The sequence below is a fragment of the Alteromonas sp. 5NS40-0096 genome (assembly GCF_057544385.1).
In genome coordinates this window covers 172,916-198,877 of sequence record NZ_BAAJLQ010000003.1, presented here as the reverse complement: position 1 = coordinate 198,877, position 25,962 = coordinate 172,916, and the positions used below count along the sequence as shown (strand labels likewise).

Here is a 25,962-nt window from a genome sequence, read left to right as displayed (position 1 = left end):
TAAACCGCTCAAAAAATATAGAGCAAAGGCCTTAGCAAGGTATGTCGTGCAATCCAGATTAATCTGCGACATAATCAAATGGCTATTTTAAATCATAGAGTTAGCGAATATTAGTAATAAGCATTATCGAAAAAACGCTATTCAACTACGAAATGGAGACACGTTATGATTAAAGGGAAATCATTATTTGTAGGCGTTAGCTTACTCATCAATACCTCTTTGGCGACCGCCCAAAATAACGCCGAATTCCTCGAATTTTATCCCGATTGCGGTTTTGAGATCGTCGATACCGTGAAACACACTGGCATGATTCGCAGTGACTTCAAAGAAAGCCCACAGTTTTATATTTCCAATAAAATGAAGGAATTACACCAAGATATCCTCAAAAAAGCACAAGACAATGGTGTTCAGTACCTCGTTGTAAAGAATCGAGAACTACTACCCGCTTATGATGAGTCTATGCGATTCCATGTAACTGTCGAACATTTGAAAACTTGTAGTGCGCCTCATGAACTTGGTGGCAAAGCCGCTGAGTTTGACGCGCTTGGACAAAAGCTCGCATCGTTTGGTCAGGTGAAAATTGGAGAAAACAAAACTCTCACATTCGGTCTTCCACAATCGATTGTGCGCCCTGAACTGAACAGTAACGTTAATGTCTCTTTTACCGATGGGTTGTACGGCGTTAAGTTGGGCACGCCGAGAGACGAGGTTATCAAGGTTTTCGGTACGCCCTCATTTTGGTCAAGTGACAACAAAGATATGGAGCTCATTGCCTATGGTAGACGTCACTGGTTAACGTTCCAAAATGGCGTTCTGGTTGCCGCGAAATTTGGCAAAAGTTTGTTCAACGAAGAGTTGATGAACAAGTTGGTGTTTGACGATAGATTCGACGATCGCAAATGGGTTGCAGGGGGAACCGTAGAAAGAGGAGAAGCCCTCGCAAGTACAGATGCCAGCGACACTCCCAGTTTCAATACGCCATCACAATCATTGACTCTCGATACGCAAGTCTTTTTGGAAAATCAGCGAGAAGAACGAAATCGCAGAGTGATTGGTTTTGAGTTAAAAACGAAAGACTCAACGCCTATCGTTTTTGATAGTAATCAGCTCTCTAAATCAACGAGTCTAGATTATCTCTATACTAGCTTATCGAGCTTGGGAGAGTTTACTGAGATAGATTCAGCGCCTCTACTTCAGTCGTCATTGGGTAAAACCTCTAAAGAAAACGGTAGACAATACCTGCTGATCGATGCCAACACCTTAGTAAGAACCGCGGTAGATGGCGTGAAAAAAATTCTGCTTTCTTCAAGTTATATTGATGGTATTTCACCAACGTGGCATTTTGGCCCTTTCTACGCTGGGCAATCGTTAGATGACGCCTTAGCTGCTGCCGGTGACAACGCATTTTATATGTTAGATATCATTGAAATCGACCACGACCGGTACACCATTAAATTGTTTACTTCTGAAGAAGACAGCGGTACGCAAATAGATGCGATGGAAGTTTCTATCTTCTGATTCAATGAGTAGAAATGAAAAAGGCCGCTTAATGCGGCCTTTTTTATTACTATCTTATTAGTCTATCGTCGGAATACGACCTGGTGTCCACGGCGCGCCAGCTGACTCAAGTTCCGCTTCAAGCGCTGTGATATCAGCTTGCAGCGATTTAAGTTGATCTGCCATTCTAGTGTACTCTGCTTCTGCAATATCCAGTGACGCTAGGTGGTTCCCAGATACGCGATTTTGACTACCGCTAATGGCGTAGTAAAGACTAGATGTTCTACCCGATACTGACCATGGTACTGGCTCTTGTCTAGCGCGCACTGTTGAATCCCCATCAAGCAATACACTCAGTTGGGCGAGACGAGATGCCAGTTCTCGTGCCTTTTGCGCTTGCTGTTCTGTGGCACTAGGCGTTAGATCCACAGCGGCCGTGAGGTGCTTAATCCGTGTTTTCAATTCGCCTTGAGCTCTTGAAGCCCCGCGGACTGAGCGGAACAGGTTCGCAGCTCGTTTTTGCACGGCCATTAGGCCTTCTCGATCCTGACTAATTTCAGGACTATTGTTCAATAGTTTAAGATTGAAAGTTTGTGGCTCGGCTAATGTCACTACTTCACCAAATTGACGCTTTTTCAAGGTCACTGTGTATTCGCCCGGTAGTGCAATAGGTCCTTTCGGAGGAATGGCCCAAGGTGGCACATAACCCGACGGTGATGACAAACTCACTGGCGCACTTGAAGGGTAATGCATATCCCAAGCAACGCGATGGAATCCTTTGCTCGCTGGCGCGTTGACACGACGCACTAGGTTGCCATTTGCATCTTTCACTTCCAAGAAGACTTTTGGCGCTTCTTCTTGGTCTTCTTTACGCAAGGTGTCCCAACTTGGATATGGCGTATCGCCACCAGCCTTTTCGATTTCTCGCTCTTTGGCTCGACGAATTTGCTGAAGTGTTTTGTAACCGTCTTTCAAATAGTAAGAGAAAACGGCGCCATATGGAGGGTTATCCGCACTGAAAAACGCGTTTCCATTAGACCCATTGCGCTCACCACCATATTGATAACCTTCTAAATACAACCAAGTATCTTTGGCTGGGAATAGCGTGGCTTCTTGTTTCGTCAACTGCTCAGTAGAACTACGAAGTGGCGTATAATCATCGAGGATATAGATACCGCGTCCAAATGTACCCACGACCAAATCGTTTTCACGACGCTGTATTTCTAAATCGCGAACAGAGATCGTTGGGAAATTCCCTTTCATTTGCGACCAGCTCTTTCCACCATTTTGACTGACAAACAAGCCGTACTCAGTTCCTAGGAACAATAAATTGGGGTCTACATGGTCTTCGGCAATCGTATGGGCAGAGCCCCACTCAGGAAGATTGTTACTGATCAGACGCCAGCTTTTCCCCTTATTCGTCGTTTTCAACACATAAGGTTTGTAATCGCCTCGCTTGTGGTTATCGAATACCGCGTAAGCGACATTTTCATCATGTGACGAAGGAATAATATCTTCGACCAAAGACATATCGGGAACACCCTTGAACTTATCTTCAGTTCGCCAATTGGCACCACCGTCTTCGCTGACACTGATTAAGCCGTCGTCGGTGCCCACGTACAAAAGTCCTTCTTTCACAGGACTTTCATTCAACGCAATAATCGAACCGTACATAGAAGTGGAGGCATTTTTTGCAATGGTATCTACGCTCCACACTCTATCCATAACTTTAAGCTTGTTGCGGTCGAGTTTACGCGTCAGATCTGGGCTGATCACACGCCAGTTTTCACCTCTATCATCTGATTGAAAGACCTTTTCTGCAGCATAAAAAATGCGCGTTGGATTATGAGGGCTCAGCAGTAAAGGTGTATTCCAATTCCATTTGTAGGCATCTTCTCCCATTTTCGGATGTGGCGTAATCGACACTCTCTCGCGAGTACGCTTGTCATAGCGCGCTAAACCACCGTATTGGTACTGAGCATAGATGATGTTGGGGTCATTAGGGTCAATCTGCGGTTTGTAGCCATCGCCACCAATCACAATGTTCCAGTCTGCGTTTGTAATACCGTGAATAACGTCTGTACGAGACGGCGCACACAATGAGTTATTGTCTTGCGTACCACCACAAACGTTGTAGAAGGGTTCAGCATTATCAGGCTGAGCACGATAAAATTGGCCTAGTGGCAAATTATTGGCCCAACGCCACTTTTGTCCTCTATCCCAGCTTTCGTAAACCCCACCGTCTCCACCAATTAACAAGTGATCCGTGTTATCAGGGTCAATCCAGAGCGCGTGATCATCTACGTGACGAAACTCATTGGACATGGATTTAAAGGTTTTACCACCATCTTCTGACACTTTAGAGAAAGTATCCAATGAGTACAGCCTGTTGGGATTGTGAGGGTCGACGACGATTTCATTGTAATACTGAGGACTGCTAGTCATGTGGCCTGAGCGTTTCGACCATGTTTGGCCAAAGTTTGTGGAACGGTATACGCCCTTTTCCTTGTCATTGGACTCGATGATAGCGTAAAGCATATTGGGAGAGGACGGTGCCATCGCAATACCAATACGGCCCATGTTGTCTGTTGGCAAACCAGACGTCACTTTTGACCAAGTTTTACCACCATCGGTCGTTTTGTGAATCCCACTACCCGGGCCACCATTTATTAATGTCCACACATGGCGACGACGTTGATAGCTGGTTGCAACAATATTATTCGGGTTCTCAGGATCAACAACAAACTCGTTAATCCCTGTGTACTTGTCAATGTCTAAGATTCGATTCCACGTATCACCGCCATCCTTGGTTTCATACAAGCCTCTGTCACCACCATTGCTCCACAGTGGCCCCTGAGAAGCCACCAATACGTGAGCTGCATTGGTGGGGTCGATCCAAATCTGAGAAATATGGCCTGAATTTTTCAGTCCCATGTTTTTCCAGGTTTTGCCACCATCTAGAGACTTGTAAACGCCATCACCATAGGCGACCGAACGTTGAGAATTGTTTTCACCCGAGCCAACCCAGAGCACATCAGGGTTTGACGGTGCCATTTCAATCACACCAATCGAATAGGCGCCTTGATGCTCAAACAAGGGGGTCCAAGTCGTCATATTATTTGACGTTTTCCACAAATTACCAGACGCCGTAGCGACATAGAATTCACTCGGTCTGCTCGGATTAACCGCGAAATCTGAAATTCGTCCCGAAATCATAGCGGGCCCGATATTTCTGAGTGGAATACTTGCAAGTGGACTGGTTGCCTCGTCTTTGGCCGCCACTCCCGTCGAAAAAACAAGGGCAGCAGCAAGGCTACACAATGTTAGGTGCTTTGATATTGGCATTTTATTTTTTCCCCTGGGGTTGCCCTTCTGTCATCGGGCTATTGGTAGAGTTATCCGTTTTAACATAACACAGAAAAACGGTACTGCTAGTTATCGTGACCGAAACAAAATGTCACACTTTTTTTACATAATGAGATAGTGTAACAATAGCAGCGTCCAATATACTGCTTTATCGATTACATGAAGTTTAAATACGACGATTTGTAATATTTTCGCGTTATCACTGACTAACGACACTTGTAACGAAAATAAAATTTGGTTAATTGCAACAAGGATATCGACATGAAACTAGCAAAAATTCTAATGCCAGCACTTTTACTTAGCATGGGTTCTTTCGCTCAAGCGGCTGACGTAAACGAAATTATCACGACTTACCATGAAAATATCGGTGGTGAAGAGGCCTTGAAAGCCATCAAGGGCATGAAGATCAGCGCAGAGGTGAGCCAGGGTCCAATGACTTTCCCATTGGAAATCGTTCAACAAGCATCGGGTAAGCAATACACAAAAGCGACAGTACAAGGGCAAGAAATCATGCAGGGCGTATTCGACGGTGAGACGCTATGGAATACCAACTTTATGACAATGAAAGCGGAAAAAGCCCAGGCAGAACAAACTGCAAACATGAAACTCAACATCAACGACTTCCCTGATTCACTCATCGACTATGAAGAGAAAGGTTATAGCGCCGAGCTGATGGGAACAGAGACAGTAGATGGTGAAGATGCATTCAAAATCAAGCTGACTAAAGAGCCAATCACAGTAGAAGGTCAAGAAAAACCAAACATTGAGTATTACTACTTTGATGCCGAGACTATGATCTTGGTTATGACTGAAAGTGAAGTCAACGCAGGCCCGATGAAAGGTCAAATGCAGCAAGTCAAAATGAGCGATTACCAAGAAGTGGATGGAATCTACTTCCCATTCTCTATGACACAGAGCATCAAAGGCCAGCCAGCTTCAGCTTCACCAGTAACAATCAATGCCATTGAGCTAAATCCAACGGTAGACGAAAGCGTATTTGCATTTCCGGCTGCACAATAAGTCGAAATCAATACCACTACAGTATGTCTACAAGGAGATAGAATCATGAATCAACTCCCTAAACGTTGGGCGTTGGCGGCAACTATTGCTATGACTATGGCTTCGTCTGGCTCAGCTTTGGCTGCCGACAAAGCCAAAGGCAGCCCTATATTTGGTGACTTACAAGCTCGACATATCGGCCCGGCACTCATGAGTGGCCGATTTGGTGACATTGAAGGCCACCCAACTAACAGCCGTATTTTGTACGCAGGCGCAGCAGGCGGTGGCGTATGGAAAACCTCAAATGGCGGCGCGACGTTTCAACCTATTTTTGATGACTTCCCCCAGTCCATTGGTGCGATAGAAGTCGATCCTAACGACCCTGATAACACCGTTTGGGTTGGCACAGGTGAAATTTGGACACGTAACAGCGTTTCCGTTGGCGATGGTCTGTTTAGAACTACCGATGGCGGTTCAAACTGGCAATTGATGGGTTTTGAAGGTTCAGAGCGCATCAGTAGCGTTATTGTCAATCCCAACAACAGTAACGAGATCTACGTTGGTGTACTCGGCGGTTTGTGGGGAGATAGTACACAGCGCGGTGTATATAAATCTGTAGATGGCGGTAAGACCTGGGAACAACAACTTTATGTTGACGAGACTACCGGTTGTGCCGATCTCATTATGGATCCCAATGACCCTAATGTATTGTATGCATCCATGTGGGAGTTCCGTCGCACAGGTTGGTCGTTCAACTCTGGCGGTACAAACAGTGCGTTGTACAAATCCACAGACGGCGGTAAAAGCTGGGATAAGATTCATCAAGGTTTCCCTGAAGGTCAGCTAGGTCGGATTGCGGTAGCGGTAGCGCCATCGGATCCAAACCGACTTTATGCTGTACTTGAAACAGAAAAAGATGAAGACAAAGGGCTATATGGCTCGACCGACGCCGGTAAAACTTGGACTCACCTAAACAGCGATTTCGGCTTAGTCGTTCGTCCGTTTTACTTCTCACGTATCACGGTCGATCCTAAAAACCCGGATATCCTAGTAAAAGGCGGCCTATTTGGCTCTATTTCTAGAGACGGCGGTAATACCTTTACTAACTTGGGTACCATGCACCCAGATATTCATGATATTTGGTTTGACCCTAACGATTCAGACAAGCTGTTTGTCGCAACTGACGGCGGTGTATATCGTTCATGGGATGGCGGTTCTACCATGGAAATCGTTGAGAACATTCCCGTTTCCCAGTTCTATCATGTCAGTGTCGACAATGCCGAACCGTACAATATCTATGGTGGTTTGCAAGACAACGGTAGCTGGTATGGGCCATCTTCTGCAACGGGCGGTGTGAAAGCCGGTGATTGGAAAAGCGTGGGTATGGGCGACGGTTTCCGTGTTTTGAAACACGCGACCAAGCCAATCATCTACTCAGAGATGCAAGGTGCTGAAAATGTATGGCGCTTCAACACTAAACTGAAGCAACTAAAAACCATTCAGCCTTTGCCTATCGAGGGTACACCCAAATTCCGTTTCAACTGGAACGCACCAATCACATTAAGCCCTAATGAACCAGACCGTATCTATATTGGAAGCCAGTTCCTACACGTGTCTGATGATATGGGCGATACGTGGAAAATTATCTCTCCAGACTTGACGACCAATGATCCTGAAAAGCAAAACCAAAGCGAATCAGGTGGTTTGTCCATGGACAACTCGGGTGCCGAAAACCACGCGACTATCTTCACCATTGCCGAATCAAGCCGTGACGAAGATGTTATTTGGGTGGGTACGGATGACGGTAACGTACAAATTACCAAAAACGGCGGTAAGTCTTGGACAAACGTTGTCGAAAATATTCCCGGTCTGCCAGCCAATACCTGGGTATCTCACATCGAGGCCAGCGTACACGACAAGAAAACCGCCTATGCAACGTTTGAAGGTCACACCTCTGGTGATATGAAAGCGTATGTATACAAGACAAGTGATTACGGTAAGACTTGGACACCGCTGCACAAAGACAACATCGAAGGCTTTGCGCGTAATATTCAAGAAGATACTGTCAATCCTGACTTGTTGTTCTTGGGTACTGAGTTTGGCTTGTATGTGTCGTTAAACGGTGGCGAAAGTTGGCAACGATTTACCAACAATATGCCTGCAACTGCGGTTCATTACATTGCACTGCAAGAGCAAACTAACGATCTTGTTTTGGGAACACATGGTAGAGGCGTCATTATCATCGATGACATTTCACCACTGCGAACTCTCAATGACGAAGTCCTCGCCAAGAAGCTGCATTTCTTGCCTTCTGACGGAGCTACCATTATCGATGAAGAGCAAGGCTTTAGTGCTGGTGCTTATGGAAGAGAAACTCAGTTTGTCGGCCGTAACCCCAACAATGATGCCAAAATTGCTTACTACATGAAGAAAAAGCATATCTTCGGCAAAATGAAGATAGAGATCTTTAATGAAGACGGTGAGCGTGTCGCTGAACTGGCAGCGGGTAAGAAAAAAGGCATCAACATTGTAAATTGGGATTACCACCTTGAAGTGCCCAAGATTGCGACAGGCAAAACGTTCACGTTTGGTGGATTCTCTGCGCCAACGGCGCCAGCAGGCACCTACAAAGTTGTGCTGACCAAAGGTAAAGAGACTTACGAAACCACGTTGGAATTGAAAAACGATCCAGACTCGCCTTTGTCTAAGCGTCAGCGTCGTAAGCTTCAAGATACCACTATGAAGCTTTATGACATGACACAAGACCTAGCGTACCTAGTGTATCAAGTTGACCAGTATATGGCGGCAGCTGCACAAAGTGAGTCTGAGGAAGCGAAAGCGATTTCCGACAAGTTGTTTAAACTGAAAGAAACCTTGGTTATCACGACAGGTGACAACTACGTTGGTGCTGCAGAGCCACAACTACGTGAAAAACTGGCCGATTTGTACAGTAAAATCACGCAGGGCTTTGTGCCTCCCTCTAAGTCAGAGTTACAAAATCTAGACTTGATTGAGGGCATGTTCGACAAAGCAAAAACTGAGTTCAGCGAGCTTCAGAAAACCGACATTCCAGCACTAACACAGTTGTTAGAAGCCGAGAAAGCAGCAAAAATCGATATTAAATCCTTCGAAGATTTTTTAGCTGATTAACGCCATTCTCGAGAAACACTAGCCCGGCAGATGCTCAAGTCTACCGGGCTTTTTTTATCCTTTTTTTGCTATAAACACGCTTCGCTATGAAGTAATCACAAGTCAGAGTTGAAGAAACGATTGATCGAACCCATTTATCAAAGACGTAGTGATGTAAAATCTCAGTCCCATTGATAGTTAGGGTATGCCGGTGAAAAATGACAGTGGTCTTGTAACAACACTCAATGAATTCGCAGAGCGAATAGATTATTCGTTGCTGAATACGCTCAAAGCCGATCCCAATTCAACAGAAACAGGAATCGACTACCGTCCAAGGCAAGTGTTTTCAGGGCACTATGTGCCAGTGAAACCCACCCCCATTGGTAACCCTGTTTATATTAGTCACAGTGCGACGTTTTTTAACGAACTGGGCCTGAGTGATTCTTTGGCGACAACACCAGAATTCATGGCCTTGTTTAGTGGCGATATGGACAAGCTCCCTTCCCCCATGCGTTCACATGGGTGGGCAACAGGCTATGCCCTATCCATTTATGGCACCGAGTATATTCAACAATGCCCATTCCAAACGGGCAACGGCTATGGTGATGGACGAGCCATTTCCATTGTGGAAGCCGTATTGAATGGCCAGCGTTGGGAAATGCAGCTCAAAGGCGCTGGTCCAACGCCATACTGTAGGGGCGCAGATGGTCGTGCGGTACTGCGCTCAAGCGTACGGGAGTTCTTAGCACAGGAACATATGCATGCCCTCGGTGTGCCGACTTCTCGGTCATTGTGTTTGTTTGCTTCAACCTCAGATACCGTTGATAGGCCTTGGTACCTAGAAGATTCAGATTCAGTTGATCCTGAAATTTTAGTCAGCAATTTCGTTGCTATATCAACTCGAGTTGCTCCCTCTTTTCTGCGAGTCGGCCAGCTTGAACTGTTTGGGCGGCGGGCGCGTAGCCTTGAACACCCCAATGCACATCAAGAGCTCAAAGCGATTGTGCAGCATTTGATACAACGGGAGTACGCCGAGGATATTGACTCAGCATTGTCATTTGACGATCAACTAATGCAACTGGCCATAGCATTTCGTGATCGTCTGACTTCCCTTGTAGCCAATTGGATTCGCGTTGGTTATTGTCAGGGCAATTTTAACAGTGACAACTGCGCTGGCGGTGGGTTCACGCTGGACTATGGCCCTTTCGGATTCTGCGACAAGTTTGACCCTGTCTTTCAGCCCTGGACTGGAGGGGGACGTCACTTTTCATTTTTGAATCAACCTGTTGCCGCCGAGAAAAATTATGAAATGTTTTGCCGAGCTATCACACCATTGCTAGCAGAATCACCTGATAAGCTCAATTATCTTGAGCAAATTCAAGATGAGTTTGCCACTGTTATGGATAACAAAATGCAGGGTATGTGGGCAGCGAAATTAGGGTTAGCAGAATATGATCACACCTTGGTCATCTCATTGCTCCAACTGATGATGCGAATCGGTGTGGATTACACCATTTTCTTTAGAGAACTTTGTGAACTACCACGAGACGTATCTCATCTTAATCAAAGTTTTTACACTACCTTGAGTAGTGACAATATCAACGCTTGGAATGATTGGTTAAACGCCTGGCATACGGCGTTGAGCACGGACAATAATCCCGTCGCAATCAGTGCTGAAATGAAGCGCGTCAACCCCAAATATACTTGGCGCGAGTGGCTAGTTGCACCAGCCTATAAACAAGCAGAACGCGGCGACTACTCGTTGATTCACGAGCTGCAAGCTGTACTTAACGCGCCATACGACGAGCAAACTCAAGATATCTCGGAAAAATTCTACCAACGCAAACCCTCTGAGTTATTTGGCACTGGTGGTATCTCTCATTACAGTTGTTCTTCCTGATTGAGATCGACCGTTTACATAAACTTAGAGGCATTGCATTTTGGCGTCAAAACCCGTTCTTCACATTGTTGTTGGTTCAGTTACAGGTACTGCTCTGGCAGCTGCTAAGGCACTGCGAACGGAACTTGAACGAGATTACACCATTGTATTCCACGAGTACGCGACCCTCGACGATATATTAGTGCAACCAAACCAAACACTGTTGTTTTGCGTGTCCAACACAGGCGAGGGTGAATTATCACCCTGGATGCGGCGTATCCACGTTCAACTCTCCGAAAGGCACTATGACATGACAGGGCACCAGTACCTGCTCATTAATTTCGGCGATAGCCGCTACAAGGCCTTTGGCCTCGCTGGTCAAACCCTTGATACGGCACTGAAGTTCAGTCACGCCATTCCTCTCAGTGACATATTGACCCTAGACGCATTTAAAGCGACACCAGCCGATACGCCTTTGTATGAATGGGTATTGTCGGGTTTAAAAAACGCGAAGTGATTACGGCTTCGCGTCGAAGCATTGCCTCGCGCTTTTGATATCACTGTGGTGTTCATCGGCCCACGAAACCAGTTGATAAAGTGGCTTAACTAACCCTCGCCCCATCTCTGTCAGCGTGTATTCCACTCTTACCGGTACTTCAGGATAAACCGTACGACTGACAAACCCATCTCGTTCAAGATCTCTTAATGTTTGGGTTAACATTCGCTGTGAAATACCCACTATGCGCTTTTTAAGCGAGTTGAATCTATCTTCACCATCGACAAGCGCAAACAATATTAATACTGACCACTTGTCACCAATTTGTGCGACAACATTTCGAATTGGGCAATTTTCATCGTTCAAAAATACTCTGCGTTCACTAGTATTCGATTGCTCAGACATATACACCTCTCGTAATTTCTCAATATCGCTAAGCTCACTGTTCAAATGACGTTCCAAATGTATCCGCGAGTTACCAAAAGGTAACTAACCGACGTTTTGGTGCCTAATTGAATCCTTATTTTTTGTATTTTACTATAAGTATACATTAGTAACTAACACTAAATTTTTATACTAAATGGGATGAATCATTATGCGGAAAATCATACTTATCTTGTCTTTGCTTTTGACTGTGACAGCGGCGGAGGCCGACACCAACTCTAATACTGAGATGGTCATCAACATCAATAAATTTTCTCAAGACCATTGGTCAGAATCTGAACAGCGCAATGTCGCTAGTGTCGTTGATTTCGTTCAAAAGCTAATGAACGAGCACAATTTTGACTACATACTCACCCATTACAATGACAGTAGATATGTTCAACACAACAGAAACATTCCAGATAAAATCACTGGATTGGTCGGCTTTCTTGAAGCGTTTGTCGAGGATTATCCCGACTATCGCTATGACGTAAAACGCATCACCGTGGATGGCAATTATGTGACATTCCATTCTCATGCAACACTAGACAAAGCGGATAGAGGTGATGATGAGAAGGGTCTCAATATCATCGATACGTGGCGTCTGGAAGACGGTAAGATCGTCGAACACTGGGATGCGATACAAGCTCTCGATGGCTTTATGCGATTTTACGCACTACTGGCCGGCGGCGACATTGAGAATGATAACGGGGTGTTTTAGTCGGTCGGTCTATACGTGTGAAAGGCTAGACGCTTGTTTGACCCAAGACTTGAGCTTTGTTAACTGGTCGATAGTGATAGTTCCATATCCAAGTGTTATCAATTCATTATCGACTAAGTTTTTTAGCGCTTTATGAACAGACAAAACCGTGACCCCTAAAATCTCAGAAAGCTGATTTTGCGTCATCGTTAGCGTCAATTTTGATGGATGTTGGCTTTGAATGGCCAGTATCGATTTAGCCACTCTCACGGGTAACGGTAAACGGCGAATGTCGTCCAAGAGTTCTAAACTATCGTGTAGTTTAACGGCCAGCGTCGACAGGAGTGCCGCGGTGAGATCCGGTAATCGTTGACTCAGTGCATTGAATTGCTGACGAGTAACTTGAATAACTTGGGTATCGCCAACCGCTTCGGCATTGTGAGTTCGAAGTAAATCTGCGAATAATGTGAACTCACCGAAGGTTTCTCCACTTACCAGAATTCGAGTCAGGCAGTATTTCCCTTCTTTGCCGTAGTTACCTACCTTCACTTGGCCCTGTTTCACTATCGACAGCCCAGGCTTAGCGTCACCTCTCTCGTGAATAACCTGTCCATCAGTGTAGTTTACTAGCGCCCCCACATTTTCCAACGCTTCGACAAGTGCTATGGGTAAACTGTGCTGATCGTTCATATCCACCAAAACTATAAAAGTATATTTTTGGTCAGTTAAGCAGATGCTAGCGTGTGAATCAAATAAGTGAACTGGAAATCAATTATGAACGAGTCCTTGGTCATATTCGTCGTATTTATCGCATTTGGTCTAATTGAAGCGTACCGCGGAAAATTGTTTCACAAACAATCTGAAGTCGCAGACGACATCAAAGTGGAAACAGTTAGTACCTTAACCTTGTTTGCCTTCACCCAACCGTTGATCTTGTTTGTGGTACATGAGCTGCTGGCGCACTTTGCACCACACCTTAATGGGGCCTTTATCGACCTAGCTGTGGGCTGGCAAATTCTTTGTTTTCTCATTCTCGATGACATGACTCAGTATTGGTGGCATCGCGCATCACACACTTTCAGACCTTTGTACAATTTGCACAGAGCTCACCACAACGGCAAATACATGAGTGTACGCATCGTGTATCGCAACAATATTTTTTATTATCTGATGATGCCCTCAATATGGCTCTCAGGAGTACTTGTCTACTTGGGTTTCGGCACCGTGTATGCAGGCTACTTGATTATCAAACTCACAGTTATTATCGGTGCCCATGCAGAATGGAAATGGGATAGATTCTTGTACCGTTACCACTGGCTATCTCCTGTCGCGTGGATAGTGGAAAGAACAATATCGACACCTTCCACTCATTCAGCCCACCATGGACTGCACGTGGAGGACGGCATTACGCACTACAAAGGTAATTTCGGTAATCTATTATTCTTTTGGGATGTCTTGTTTGGTACGGCTAAGATTTCTCGACAGTACCCAGCGGCTTATGGCGTTCAGGGAATGCGTAAAGCCAACTGGAAAGAACAACTGTTGTGGCCCATATACAAAACGCCAAGGGGCGCTTCACCGCGAAGACAGGACTAGGGGTGATCTACCAAATATGAACGATCGTTCAAAAAGTAATTGACTTTCAACTGGCTCTAGCTATTATTTGAACACTTGTTCAAATAATGGAGTGATTATGTCTCTTACACAACAACTCGCAGAAATGCGTAATGCGGCAGTCGAAAATATCCCGAGCGATATCTATGAGGTCATGGCGGGGGCAACAGCGGAGCTCAAAGCGAAAGCACTTGAGCAATTTGCGCCCAAAGTGGGAGAGGTTTTTCCAAATTTCTCTCTCAAAGATCAATTAGGTCGTGAAGTCACACTCAACGAAATGACAGAGTCAGGTGCGGTTGTCATCACTTTTTATCGTGGCGGATGGTGCCCATACTGCAATATGGAATTAAAAGCCTATCAAAATGTATTGGCAGAGATACAAGCGAAAGGGGCGTCTTTGGTTGCGATATCACCAGAATTACCTGATGCCTCTCTTTCTACTACCGAAAAGAACGAACTTGATTTTAAAGTCTTGTCTGACGTAAACGCCGACTTTGCCAAATCACTCGGTATCGTATTTTCTTTACCTGAAGCACTTCGTCCTATCTATTCAAGTTTTGGTATTGAAGTCGAAAATCACAATGGTGAGGGTCAATTCGATCTACCGTTGGCCGCCACTTTCGCCGTTGATAAATCGGGAACCGTGATATTTGCTGATGTTACAGCAGACTATACTCACCGTGCCGATCCTAAAGACGTACTCGCGGTGCTATAAGCACTAGGGCGGGAAACAATGTGGCCACTCAAATGGTGGCCACATTAGCTTGCTAAATGCTCAAGTTCACTCACATAAACCAATCGTCCTCGTACAAAAATCCGGCCTCTCCATTACCCAATGTAGCTCGAGCTCTGGACTCACTGACAAGTAGGCGAACCGCAACATCAATGGCTTAAGGTACAGAGCGCCAAAAAGCTAACGTGTTGAAGCCCAATTGCTTTTTCACCTGATACACGCCCAATAGATTCTGTGAGGCAACACCAGCGGCGTAAGCGATAGCCGCTCCCATGACACCCTGATTTGGGATAAGCAACACACCCAGACCAATACTCACCAATCCACTGATCAAGACGTTGTCGCGAACTTTCTTTTCGTTGCCTGTCATACTCAAGAGATAACCCACTGAACCTGTGGCAATGTTAACGAATTGGCCAAGTGCTAAAATCATCAGTGCAGGCGCTGCGGCTCTAAACTCTTCGCCAAACATGCTCATTAACCATTCGGGAAAAAGTAAAATAAAACTCACAGCAGGCACGGCTACCACTAACATCATACGCACTGAGAAAATAGCCATTTTCTCAAGCCCTTTACTATCGCCAGCGGCGTGCATTGCTGCGAATTTTGGCGCGGCAATAGTGTTTACTGCAAATAGAATAAAACTCGTTAGCATCGCGGTGCGCTGTGCAGTGGCAAAAAACGCGACATCTTCCGCAGACCCCCATCCTCCTAACATGAGTTGAGACGACCATTGGATGACTTGGTGCAGAATCGCGACCATCCATAGCGGCATGCAGGTTTGAAGCAGTAATTGAGAAGAAAATACTTCAGGTGTTTTCACTGTTGGTGATACCGCCATATACATAGCGACACCGATAGCTAGCGTTAACAAACAGGATGCAAGAAAATACCAAGCCAAAGTAACAGCATTGTCGGTTGGCGCAACTAACGCCATCATCAATAGACTGATAGGCAGGATAACGCTCAGTACTAGCATGGAGCGAGATACTTTTTTGAGCCCCTGGAGCGCGTGAGCATGAATAACAAATAGGGCCATTATGGGCGTCGCCACCACCATGATTTTCAACACTTCGCTAAACCCGGCTAAGCGAAAAACATAACGGTTAAGCGAATCACCACAAAGCCACACCACAGCGGTTATACAAAGACTTGTAATCAGCGACCACAACACCGCCTTGCCGTAGACATTGCGCAAGCGGCCAAACGCCTGATTGGCGCTTTCAATTGCAACAAACCTCACCAACGCTTGCTCAAGGCCAACGCGACCAAAGGTTGCGAGGATAGTGACAAGCGTAAAACCAAGGAAAAATAGACCGGCTTCAGATGCGCCAAGGTAACGTGTAACGACAACATTCATCGCAAACAAACTAATAGCAGCCAATACTTTTACAATTAAGCCGGCAAGACTCCCCATCAACATTTCTCTTAGATGGGGCTGAGTCAAATACGCCTTTACATTGAGCACCTTATCCATAAGCCAATTACTCTACCTTAAGTTGAAATAAAGTCTTCGATGCTCTTCAAAAGGTCATTATTGGCATACAATCCCAACGAGCCGGCCTGAAGGTCTTTGATGTTATCGAGTCGTTCTAATAGCTGATTTTTTTCGTAGGTAACGTAGCACCCTTCAAGCTCTGCAAGGTTTTCACAGGTTGCCAGTTGATGTTCATTCCTGTGTTCTCCCAACGACGCTTTGCGCGGAAAAACAACGACAGGTTTTGATTCAATCAACGAAGTGATAATTGAGCCCATTGCGGCATGGGCGAGCACAACATTGGCTTTATCGAACTGCTGTTTATATGATTGCTCATCGAGAAAGGCGCAATATTTTATGTGTTGGGGTTTGTAGTCCCCCTCTCCTATTTGACCAAAAATCTCGACCTCGGGGTTTTTCGCCGCCCATTGGTCAACGATTTCAACAAAACGGTCAAAGGGCAGTTGGGTGCCAACAGTAAGAAAAATCATAGTACTCTCCCTTGATATTTAGGTCCGTTTGGCGTGACGAGAGCAGGCCATTGTGTTAACCACAGATCGGCAAATGTACCCGCTTTTTTACCCGACAGTGATAGCTCTCCAGCATTTGCGATACTGTCGATCCATATGGTTTTTGCACCGACGATTTTGCCAAGCATGACAGCAAAGAAACCCGGCGCGGCACCACTTGATATCACAACATCGGGGCGTTTTTTCAGTATGATCCAAGCCATTTGAAAAAACAGTACAAGTAGCTTGAATTTTTCATCGCCGTTCGCATCAATTATAGATGAGAAATCGTCTCCCATCCCCTCGCGATAATGGTTTGAAACATAGCTAGTTTGGAAACGATCAAAAACAGGCTTTAGTCTGAGCAATTGGATTAGGTGACCACCTTGAGATGCGACCGCAAGTACTTTTTTCTGTTTCATAGCAAGACTCCCACTCGTACTGAGTTAGATTGATTTTAAAGTTGATTGCTATTGCTAGTGCAAAGGCCATTCCAATATAAATATTTCATAAAATTCAAAAACTTAATTGAATCACAAGTAAAAGCATGTCGCTGAATTCGCAAAAAACAAATGTGGATTGCAATTTATGTGCAGAATGCGAGGGGACAATCACAAAAGACGTTACACATTTGCCAACAAATAACGATGCTTTCTTAGAATCAAATGCCGTACGGCGCCCAAAACGCTCGACAGTGGTGGCATGTGGTGTCGATTAGATGTCACAAACGTACGCCACTTCGCCAAGGCCAATGCATCGTTGATTACCTCTTTTCTGTACTGAAGCGCGTCGACTAGGGTTAGATCCTTGTGCTGTGCTTGTATCGCCATGCGTTCAAGTCTTTCAATGACATCCCTGACGCCTTCGAGGAAGGCCATTTTGTCTCCTCTTGATAGAGAACTGGGCAACTCTGTTCGAATGTAAAGTGGTGTGTTTAAAAATCCGAACCTCACGTCGTGCATCAATAACTGGGTGTACAACAACATGTCTTCACCTGATCGCACGTCAGCAGAAAAAGACAGTTGGTATTTATCGATAACTGCCTTACGAATAAGAGGCTTTACCGAGCCCAGCCCATGCCTAACGAAGTTTGCCGAGTCCACTTCCGTTACTTGGTCCTTAGTAAACAAAGACGTCATTCGAGTCTTAGCAGAGACTTGTGTTTGAGACGGAGAAAGGTAATAACTATCAGCAATCATATCTAGCCTGTGTGCATTTGCACTCGTTAGTAACTGCATCAAACGTTCGGGTAAAAATGCATCGTCGGCATCCAGCACCGCTACCCAATCTCCTTGCACACAATTTAGTGCGAGATTGCGTGCCTGGCTTGGACCGACGTTTTCTTCCAACGTCAACACCTTTATGTTTTCATGGCGGCTTGCATAGCGCTTTGCAACTGCCAAGGTGTCGTCTGAAGAAGCATCGTCTACGATGATAATTTCATTTGCTTTGTAGTGCTGCGCTATTACAGATTCAACTGCCTTACCCAGTGTGTCTTGCGCATTGAAGGCGGCAATAATTACTGAAACCTGAGCAGACATTGTTCCCTCCCTCAGATTAGCGTGAGTCTTAGATTGCTTGACAATTTTTCGCCACCACCATTGTCACGCCTTAAGAACGCACAGTTTGATCTTGACTGAGCAACCCATTTAACACACTGCGAATGACAACAAGGTTTGCTTTGGCACTGTATGTAGTCTCGTAGCGCGCTCTCGAGTTCCTTGCCGCCGTTTCGATCAGTCCCTCTGTTTCTATAAACCGGCATATGGCCCCAGAGAGCGCTTCAGGTAGCCCCGGTTCGATCAATAAACCATAGGTATCGTCTGGAATAGCCTCGGGAATACCGCCAACCGTCGTACTCAAAACCGCTAATCCCGCTGACATGGCTTCCACAATGGCAATCGGCAAGCCTTCATTGTGTGACGGCAATAAAAGTAGGTCCGACTCCTGAATTAACTGATACTTTAAGTCGCCAGTTACCCAGCCAATGACATCAAAATAGTGCTCGACGCCCTTTTCACTGATCATTGCTTTTAATTTGTCAATTTCCCCGTTCCCACCAACCTTAATTTTAAAACCAGTAACACCCCGCTGTTTGAGTAACACAACTGCATCGACTAAATCGTAAATGCCTTTGCGTGGCCCGATAAACCCCAAAAATAACAATTCCAAGTCCGTTTTTTTGGAAAAATCGCGGGTGTCGAACAATGCTTCAAACACCGGGGAGGGAAAGTTATTGATAATCCGAATGTCATGATTGTTCGAGATAGACTTTACATAGTTAGCCCAATATTCAGACAGGACAAATACGCTATCAGCATGATTGAGTACATAGCGCACCATACGCTGATAGAAGCCACCCGCATTATCGTAAGTTCGAGCAAACACGGAGCCGTGCAGATGGAAAATGACCTTACAACCAAATAACCGACACAAGAAAATAAAGAAGGCTTTTCTAAAAATACTGCCTTTGTGAGAACCATGGAGATGACAAATTGAAATCTTTCGAGTCATCAATAATCCCAATAACGAAAACATCGCTGAGAAATAAACGAGAAATCGTTTCGTTACGCTTCCATCATCATGTGAAGCAATGAAGTAATGATGATAGCCATCGTAAACACCGGCTTGAATGTGATTTTCAATCACTGCTCGAATCCCGCCACGGGCTTTGGTCCCAATAATAGCAATCCCCTTGCGTTGCTTGTCATTACTCATCGTCGATCTCCTGTATCATCAAAGCTAAGCCGTCACAGCTCGACCGCTCATTTCTTCCCGCCAATCTCGTTTGTCACTCTCAAACAAGGTGATAAACCAGCCGAAAATGGTCAAGTGATAGAGTGATTGTGCATTCGAGGACAATGCACTGGTCAATAATAAAAGGAACAACAGTAAACTGGCTTCAGGACGCTTCAATGCGCAAACCATGAATGTCATAGAAAGCAGCAAGAAAAAGTAACCAGGAATACCGGTTTCTCCAATTACATGCGGCCAATACGTATCATAAAAATATTGACCAAGTTGAATCCACCACAAGTCCTTCATGGCGTTGTACTCATAAACATTGGCGACATCGGCGGCAGCGTGACTGCCTATCGTGCCCCAACCACTACCCAAAAAATTGCTATTGAACAGTTCAAATACCGCTTCCACCAAAAAAATAACGCGAGGTGACTCAAAGTTTTCCAACACTATCCATGCGTGGTCTTGATCCCAAGAAAGGTAAGTAATCAACCAGGTGAAAAAGCCAAATACGATCAATGACAAAACAAACCGGTAGTCAAAGTTCATAACGCGTTGCACCTTCAATGCAAGCAACGCCATTAACAAAAGCATCAATTCCAAGCGCTGAATAGACAGAATGACAAACACTACACATAAAAAAATCAGAGAGTGTCCAAAGCGCAGATTACCGCGCTTAAACTCAACGCTAATCAAGACAGCTGCAATGGTAAAAAACAAAGCACTTTGCCCGGGATGCCAAAACCAACCAACAAAACGGGGTAATAACATTCCCCCAAAGTGGCCGGGTTCAAAATGCCCACCACTGCTAAATACGGCGTCATACGCCCCAGAAGCCCCTATTTGAAATAGTATTAGCAAAACACACATGAACATGAGTGGTTTAATTATTTTTACCGTTCGGTTTATCCATATGGGATCAACCCGCGCCACAGAGAACAGCATCATCATGGGAAAAAACTTCAACTCGTGATACATCTGCACCAATATGATTTTCATCCCTTTTTGATGAGCAAGAGAAATTAGCACGCCATAGGCTAGGTAGCAGAGATAGAGAAACAACGCTGCCCACCATTGCCAATTGAGGCGTGGTCGAATAACTGTCACCAGTAGCCCAATGGCGATAATCGGAAATAGCTTTTCAAACAAATCAAATGGGCCATAGAGTGCCAAACTCACCTTCTTTACCATCAAGAAGAATAGCTCCAACACAAACATCCCAAAAAGAATGTGTGGCACAATGGAAATTTGCTTGGTGTTTTCCATCACTGATACAGCGCACTCAATAATGCTGTGTCAGGCGTACCGGGCAGTATTTTACTTTTTTCATCCGCGAGCAATTGCTTGAAGTACGCCTTCTCTTCAGCCGTAATCTCTGGCTTTTTACCCGTATTTTTTTCCATTAATGTCCGCTTGAGTTTCGTCACAAAAGCCTCTGGAAAGGCCTTAACAAAAAAGGTTTTTGCGACGGACTGACGCATCAATACTTTTTGTAATAGCTTAGAGTGAGGCACACCAGAACGGTTGGCAAAATCTTGTTGCCAATCAATTGAAGAAATGCCAATGAAGTCAGCCAAATTATCCATAACACGTTGATTGTCTTTGGCGTAGTCTCGGTAATTCACGACTCTCAGTCTGTCGCCAAATAGTTTACGGGCGAATTGTGTAGCTTCAACGAATCGGCTCGATTGAATGTTTTGCCAAATTGGCAAGTAAGTTTCTCGTTCCCCGTTGAGCTCTTGGGCTATGGCTTGTTTAAAACTCACGGTTTCTCGCGCATCCCTTACGAGATGCGAATAAGCTGAAAACGCGCGCTCTACTGGGTCTCTGAGCATAATGATAAATTTAGCATTGGGGAATTGTCGATTGATTGCCTCTAGCACTCGTGGATGCTCAATTGACATCGCTGAGCCGTCAATCGCCAGCTTACCCGGTTCATACAACGCTTCATACTGCGACGCTTCCGTTACGAACATCTGACTTACTGTGTCGTTGTCCGCAGGTCCGTCGAAGTGCTCTCCCATGACTTGGGCGAAGTGATAATGGGGCTCCTTGCGCTTCGTATTCGATACGTCAGGGTGTTGCATGAATTGGTTGTACATACTTGTTGTAGCACATTTCGTAAAACCCAAAATAAAGACATCCGGCACGATACACCTCCTTGAATACTAACAACTATAGTTGGTTAGCACGATTAAGTTAATAAATTGGATTAACTGGAGTAAAGCGAGATGCGTGCCAAATAGAGTGCAACGTCAGCATCCCTTAAAAGACGTGCATCTGGACGATTTTGTGCCGATTGCAAAATCATTCTAAGTGCTTCTCAAATTGCAATTTGCAATGCATTCTAATAATGAAAACGCAAAATGCCTTTAATATGAATCACATGGCAATATCGTGGAGCCGTGATTCGTCTTCTATACCCTCTTATTAATAAACATATTTCGCAAATAAAAACATAAACTTACAAATAGCGACTATACTTTTTTTTGCATAATCGAGTGCAAAGGTTCAGTTCTTGCTCTTAGAAATCTATCCCTAGCGTTTCCATACTGAACATGGCTTTGTTATTAAAGGACGAAAATCATGAGATTAAAGCAGTGGTATAAACTTGTGTTTACGACATTGATTGTCGCTTGTTTGGCAGGTTGTATGGCGACTGAGCAACTCGTTCACGTGCCAGCTCATGAAGAAATGGCAACGGTCGATGAGTATGACACTCGCTTGTACCAGAAATCGGTTCATATCTTTAACCCGATGCCAATCGATTCACGTGTAGCGCAATTGAGACTGCAGCCAAGAGTCGAGCATCTCGTTTTAATCGTTGACCAAAGCTCAGCGCTTGAAGGTACGTTTAGAGGTTACGACACTCGCTTCTACGCAAGAGAAGTGGTTCGCCGTTTCGTTAAAACTATGCCTAATAAACCGTTTAGTAGCACCATAGTGTCCTACCGTGACACGTTAATACCACAACTCTACGCCCCTCTTGATTCGCGCTTGAGCATTAGCCCTGTTGCACCTAGCGAACTTGAACTCTCGCTGGGCGAAAACAGAGCATCTCAGCATGTTGATGTGCCGACACTGTCGGTCGCACTGGATTATGTATCTGAGCTAGTGGGTAACTTACCGGGTAGTTCTGCGGTAATTTTAGTCACAGCATGGTCACAAATTGATGAGTCGGTAGAGCAAGCTGTGATGCGCATGCGCCAGAGGGTCAGCTTCAACACAGCAGCCCATGTCGTATTGCCAGAATCCAGCGCTATTGCTTGGCCGAATAGCCACGCGGGTCTGTGCTTTTACACGATAGGTGTGGGTAATCGTATGTCTCGTAGCCGACTAGAAAGCGCCGATAGTTGTGGTTTTTCCGCTGCGGTAGACAAGGTGGCACAACCAAGCAATATGGCTAATTTTGTGGAAACGGTCTTATACAAAGGGCCGGCAGACAAAGACAACGATGGCATATATGACTATCAAGATTTATGTCCCTTCACTCCCCCCGGCAGAATCGTAGATTACAGCGGATGCCCTCGTTTTCAATCGAATCGTTAAAGGAGCTAACAATGACTAATTGTATTACAAAATTTACCGCAAGCTTGTTAGTCACTTTTACCTTTGTCGCTGCAAGTTCGGCCCAACAAGAACGTGTTGGCGTTAAAACGTTTGAAGACGAACAACGCCGCCAAGCCATTATCAGCGCTCAAATGACTGACACCGATAAAGATAACACGAGTTTTCAGGTGATTGTGAAAGAGGAGATGCCTGTTGATTCTCAACCTTCTCAGCTTGAAAAGAATGTCTCGAGTTCACTTGAACCCATTTCCTTGGAAGAAGAAATCCAGCAACAACAAGTACAGAGTAAATTAGAGCTCTTCGGCTATGACATGTTTGCTGGCGTCGCAACAACATTTGCTCCGGTCGCCGATATGCCCGTACCTTACGACTATATTATCGGGCCAGGCGATACCTTCACGGTCCAAGCGTTTGCCGCAACCAACGTCCAATATTCACTCACGGTAACCCGTGAAGGTATGATCTTGATCCCTGACGCCGGTGCGGTACCAGTGAGCGGCCTGACATTTGAAGAAGCCAAACGCGCGATATCTGAAGCCATTGAAGTACAACGTATTGGTATCAAATCCGTTGTTACCTTATCGGAATTCCGTTCAATCCAAATCATGCTTGTTGGCGAAGTCACAAGACCTGGCAGTTATTCGGTAAGCGGGTTTTCAACGTTGCTAAATGCCTTGATATCTAGTGGAGGCATCAAACGCACGGGTTCTTTGCGTAATATTCAAGTGAAAAGACAAGGCCGCGTTGTCGCGACAATGGACTTGTATAATCTGCTACTGCAAGGCGACGACAGCGCCAACATCTACATGCGTCAAGGTGACCTGATATTTGTTCCTCCAGTTGGTCCCACCGTTGGCATCGCCGGAGAAATTCTACGTCCTGCCATCTATGAGCTTTCAGCCGAACAGAAAGTCAGTGACATTGTTTCACTGGCTGGCGGCCTACTACCGACGGCGAACCCCAAAAATGCACAGATTGAGCGTATATCAAATGGCGGTATGTACACCTTGATGCAGGCTAACCTGTCCAATAACCGTCAACCTGTAGCCGTGCAAAATGGTGACTTGATCAGAGTGTTTCCAGTATTGGATAAAATGGATGATGTAGTGTTGTTATCTGGTCATGTACTCACACCAGGTGGTTATCAATGGAATGCGGGCATGCGAGTCTCTGATTTGATCAACACTAAGAGTATTTTAAGACAAGGCGCAGAATTCGATGCTGCAATGATTCAGCGCGAAAATCGTGATGACAAGCGTACAGAAGTCATTTATTTCAATCTTTGGAATGCTATGAGTGACCGATATTCAAAAGATAACATTGAGCTTCGTCCTCGAGATCAAGTGATTATCTTCAATACGCATTCTCCAAGAGCAAATCAATTGTCTAAAGTCGTTGATAAGCTGGAGCGGGAGGCGACAGCTGATGCGCCAGTCAAGATCATTGATTTCAAAGGCGCGATTCCGCACCCAGGTACTTACCCTCTGCAAATGGGTACGAGATTACTCGATATGGTGCGTTACGCAGGTGGCCTAGAAGCCGGTGTTGATATGGGTTATGCGCTGTTGGCAAGAACTGACGAAATGACTGACCGTTTGTACTTTATACACATTGAGATAAGCCAAGCACTGCAGGCTAGACAAGGCGACCACAACCCAGTCTTGCAGCCAAAAGATAAACTGTATTTGTTTAACAAAGATATCGACCGTGCAAGCTTAATAAAAACACCTTTAGAGCGCGTCCAGCGAGAGACGCAGTTCGGCCAGCAAGCTCCTGTCGTTCAAATCAGCGGAGCGGTGTTCCACCCTGGCGCCTACCCCATGGTGCCAGGCATGCGAATTGAAGATTTAATTGAAGCCGCTGGCGGCATGAAAGAGGAAGCCTATGGGGTTGCTGCAACCCTATCTCGTCAAGTGCTAATGGACAGTGAATTTAGTCGCACCGATTCGAGAGCGATAAGCTTAACCAACAAGGACCCTTTGTTAGACACGTCAGATTTGATTTTACACCCGAAAGATCACTTGGTTCTTCGCGTTAAACCCGAATGGATTACCAAGCCGCAATACGTCGAAATTGAAGGTGAGATTACCTTCCCCGGTCGCTATCGCATCGACAAACGCGAAACCATGTGTTCACTCATGCAAAAAGTGGGCGGCTTTACCGAGGACGCTTATTTATTCGGCACGATATTCTTGAGAGAGAGTGTTCGCCGCAAAGAGCAACAAGCACTCGATCGTATGTTTGACCAACTAGAGAGACTACTTGCTGACACCCATGTTTCTCAAGGCGTCAACAAAGACGAGAAAATGCCAAAAGACCAGCGTGCGAAAGACGTATTCGACGTACTGAAGAAAATGTCGCCAGAAAAAGCGTTGGGCAGAATGGTGGTTGACGTGCACAGTGCCGTGACTCGCTGTGACGAAGCCTCAGATATCGTCTTAGAAGATGGTGATCGAATTGTCGTACCTAAGTTCCAAGACGAAGTCAGTGTTATCGGTCAGGTTTACTTCCCAACGTCACACAAATTCCGCAATGACCGTGCAGCACTGGACTATATCGGACTAAGTGGCGGTGTAAAAGAGCTTGCACAGTACGAGCATGCCTATATCGTACAGGCAAACGGCGAAGTCATGTCAATCCGCTCGAGTACCAGTTCTTGGGGTTGGTTCAGTTCGCCTGCAAATGTAAAAGTCACACCGGGTTCAACCATATTCGTGCCATTGAGTGTTGACCGTATAAACGGCCGAGAGTCAGTAGAGAAGTGGGTGGATATTTTCTACAAAAATATCATCTCCACAGCCATGCTAGCCAATCTACTGAACTAGACG

The 25,962-nt window shown here is 45.4% G+C and carries 20 protein-coding genes; 10 read left to right on the top strand and 10 right to left on the bottom strand.

Going from position 1 to position 25,962, the window contains the following annotated elements; genetic code table 11:
• The first annotated feature begins 165 nt into the window (after window positions 1-165).
• Entirely contained in the window at window positions 166-1,518 is a 1,353-nt protein-coding gene (locus AC27G9_RS10795; RefSeq protein ID WP_487074010.1) for a hypothetical protein, read from the top strand.
• 57 nt (window positions 1,519-1,575) lie between these two features.
• Here AC27G9_RS10795 and AC27G9_RS10790 read toward each other — a convergent pair whose 3' ends face one another.
• The gene (locus AC27G9_RS10790; protein ID WP_487074008.1) at window positions 1,576-4,842 is read right to left on the bottom strand and encodes a VPS10 domain-containing protein; all 3,267 of its coding nucleotides are present in this window, start codon (window positions 4,840-4,842) and stop codon (window positions 1,576-1,578) included.
• Window positions 4,843-5,124: 282 nt separating this feature from the next.
• On the opposite strand from AC27G9_RS10790, the gene AC27G9_RS10785 reads away from it, so the two are divergent.
• The 4 genes from AC27G9_RS10785 (at window position 5,125) to AC27G9_RS10770 (ending at window position 11,387) form a co-directional block, all read left to right on the top strand.
• On the top strand, window positions 5,125-5,883 hold the full coding sequence (locus tag AC27G9_RS10785; protein WP_487074006.1) for a hypothetical protein: 759 nt from the start codon (window positions 5,125-5,127) through the stop codon (window positions 5,881-5,883).
• 45 nt (window positions 5,884-5,928) lie between these two features.
• Window positions 5,929-9,012: a WD40/YVTN/BNR-like repeat-containing protein gene (locus AC27G9_RS10780; protein ID WP_487074004.1), complete on the top strand. Its 3,084-nt coding sequence runs from the start codon at window positions 5,929-5,931 to the stop codon at window positions 9,010-9,012.
• Window positions 9,013-9,196: 184 nt separating this feature from the next.
• On the top strand, window positions 9,197-10,891 hold the full coding sequence (locus tag AC27G9_RS10775; RefSeq protein WP_487074002.1) for a protein adenylyltransferase SelO: 1,695 nt from the start codon (window positions 9,197-9,199) through the stop codon (window positions 10,889-10,891).
• 40 nt (window positions 10,892-10,931) lie between these two features.
• A complete protein-coding gene (locus tag AC27G9_RS10770) occupies window positions 10,932-11,387 on the top strand; it encodes a flavodoxin domain-containing protein (RefSeq protein WP_487074000.1) in 456 nt (151 codons plus the stop codon).
• Here the strand turns inward: AC27G9_RS10770 and AC27G9_RS10765 are convergent, their stop codons facing one another.
• Window positions 11,388-11,771 (bottom strand): winged helix-turn-helix transcriptional regulator, encoded by a 384-nt coding sequence (locus tag AC27G9_RS10765; RefSeq protein WP_487073998.1) that lies wholly within the window; start codon window positions 11,769-11,771, stop codon window positions 11,388-11,390.
• A gap of 190 nt (window positions 11,772-11,961) precedes the next feature.
• Here AC27G9_RS10765 and AC27G9_RS10760 point away from each other — a divergent pair, with 190 nt between their 5' ends.
• Window positions 11,962-12,510 carry a nuclear transport factor 2 family protein gene (locus AC27G9_RS10760; RefSeq protein WP_487073996.1) on the top strand — a complete coding sequence of 183 codons (549 nt, stop codon included), beginning with the start codon at window positions 11,962-11,964 and terminating at the stop codon, window positions 12,508-12,510.
• Window positions 12,511-12,519: 9 nt separating this feature from the next.
• Here the strand turns inward: AC27G9_RS10760 and AC27G9_RS10755 are convergent, their stop codons facing one another.
• Window positions 12,520-13,179 carry a Crp/Fnr family transcriptional regulator gene (locus tag AC27G9_RS10755; protein WP_487073994.1) on the bottom strand — a complete coding sequence of 220 codons (660 nt, stop codon included), beginning with the start codon at window positions 13,177-13,179 and terminating at the stop codon, window positions 12,520-12,522.
• Between the two features lie 84 nt (window positions 13,180-13,263).
• On the opposite strand from AC27G9_RS10755, the gene AC27G9_RS10750 reads away from it, so the two are divergent.
• Both AC27G9_RS10750 and AC27G9_RS10745 read left to right on the top strand, forming a co-directional pair.
• A complete protein-coding gene (locus AC27G9_RS10750) occupies window positions 13,264-14,085 on the top strand; it encodes a sterol desaturase family protein (protein ID WP_487073992.1) in 822 nt (273 codons plus the stop codon).
• A 97-nt stretch (window positions 14,086-14,182) separates the two neighbouring features.
• Window positions 14,183-14,818, top strand: coding sequence for a peroxiredoxin-like family protein (locus tag AC27G9_RS10745; RefSeq protein WP_487073990.1), 636 nt, complete (start codon window positions 14,183-14,185; stop codon window positions 14,816-14,818).
• Between the two features lie 175 nt (window positions 14,819-14,993).
• On the opposite strand, the gene AC27G9_RS10740 is transcribed toward AC27G9_RS10745, so the two are convergent.
• The 7 genes from AC27G9_RS10740 to AC27G9_RS10710 all read right to left on the bottom strand — a co-directional run bounded on the left by AC27G9_RS10740 (window position 14,994) and on the right by AC27G9_RS10710 (window position 21,714).
• The gene (locus AC27G9_RS10740) at window positions 14,994-16,313 is read right to left on the bottom strand and encodes an MATE family efflux transporter (RefSeq protein WP_487073988.1); all 1,320 of its coding nucleotides are present in this window, start codon (window positions 16,311-16,313) and stop codon (window positions 14,994-14,996) included.
• Between the two features lie 17 nt (window positions 16,314-16,330).
• Entirely contained in the window at window positions 16,331-16,804 is a 474-nt protein-coding gene (locus AC27G9_RS10735; RefSeq protein WP_487073986.1) for a glycosyltransferase, read from the bottom strand.
• Window positions 16,801-17,244, bottom strand: a complete 444-nt coding sequence (locus tag AC27G9_RS10730) for a hypothetical protein (protein WP_487073984.1) — start codon at window positions 17,242-17,244, stop codon at window positions 16,801-16,803. Before AC27G9_RS10730 ends, AC27G9_RS10735 begins: the two co-directional genes overlap by 4 nt.
• Window positions 17,245-17,445: 201 nt before the next feature.
• Window positions 17,446-18,363, bottom strand: coding sequence for a glycosyltransferase family 2 protein (locus AC27G9_RS10725; protein WP_487073982.1), 918 nt, complete (start codon window positions 18,361-18,363; stop codon window positions 17,446-17,448).
• Window positions 18,364-18,433: 70 nt separating this feature from the next.
• Window positions 18,434-19,540, bottom strand: a complete 1,107-nt coding sequence (locus tag AC27G9_RS10720) for a glycosyltransferase family 4 protein (RefSeq protein WP_487073980.1) — start codon at window positions 19,538-19,540, stop codon at window positions 18,434-18,436.
• Between the two features lie 24 nt (window positions 19,541-19,564).
• The gene (locus AC27G9_RS10715) at window positions 19,565-20,758 is read right to left on the bottom strand and encodes a hypothetical protein (protein WP_487073978.1); all 1,194 of its coding nucleotides are present in this window, start codon (window positions 20,756-20,758) and stop codon (window positions 19,565-19,567) included.
• 71 nt (window positions 20,759-20,829) lie between these two features.
• Entirely contained in the window at window positions 20,830-21,714 is an 885-nt protein-coding gene (locus AC27G9_RS10710) for a sulfotransferase family protein (protein ID WP_487073976.1), read from the bottom strand.
• Window positions 21,715-22,150: 436 nt separating this feature from the next.
• On the opposite strand from AC27G9_RS10710, the gene AC27G9_RS10705 reads away from it, so the two are divergent.
• Both AC27G9_RS10705 and AC27G9_RS10700 read left to right on the top strand, forming a co-directional pair.
• Window positions 22,151-23,113, top strand: a complete 963-nt coding sequence (locus AC27G9_RS10705) for a thrombospondin type 3 repeat-containing protein (protein WP_487073974.1) — start codon at window positions 22,151-22,153, stop codon at window positions 23,111-23,113.
• Between the two features lie 11 nt (window positions 23,114-23,124).
• Complete coding sequence (locus tag AC27G9_RS10700) at window positions 23,125-25,959, top strand: SLBB domain-containing protein (RefSeq protein WP_487073972.1); 2,835 nt, start codon at window positions 23,125-23,127, stop codon at window positions 25,957-25,959.
• Window positions 25,960-25,962 lie beyond the last annotated feature (3 nt).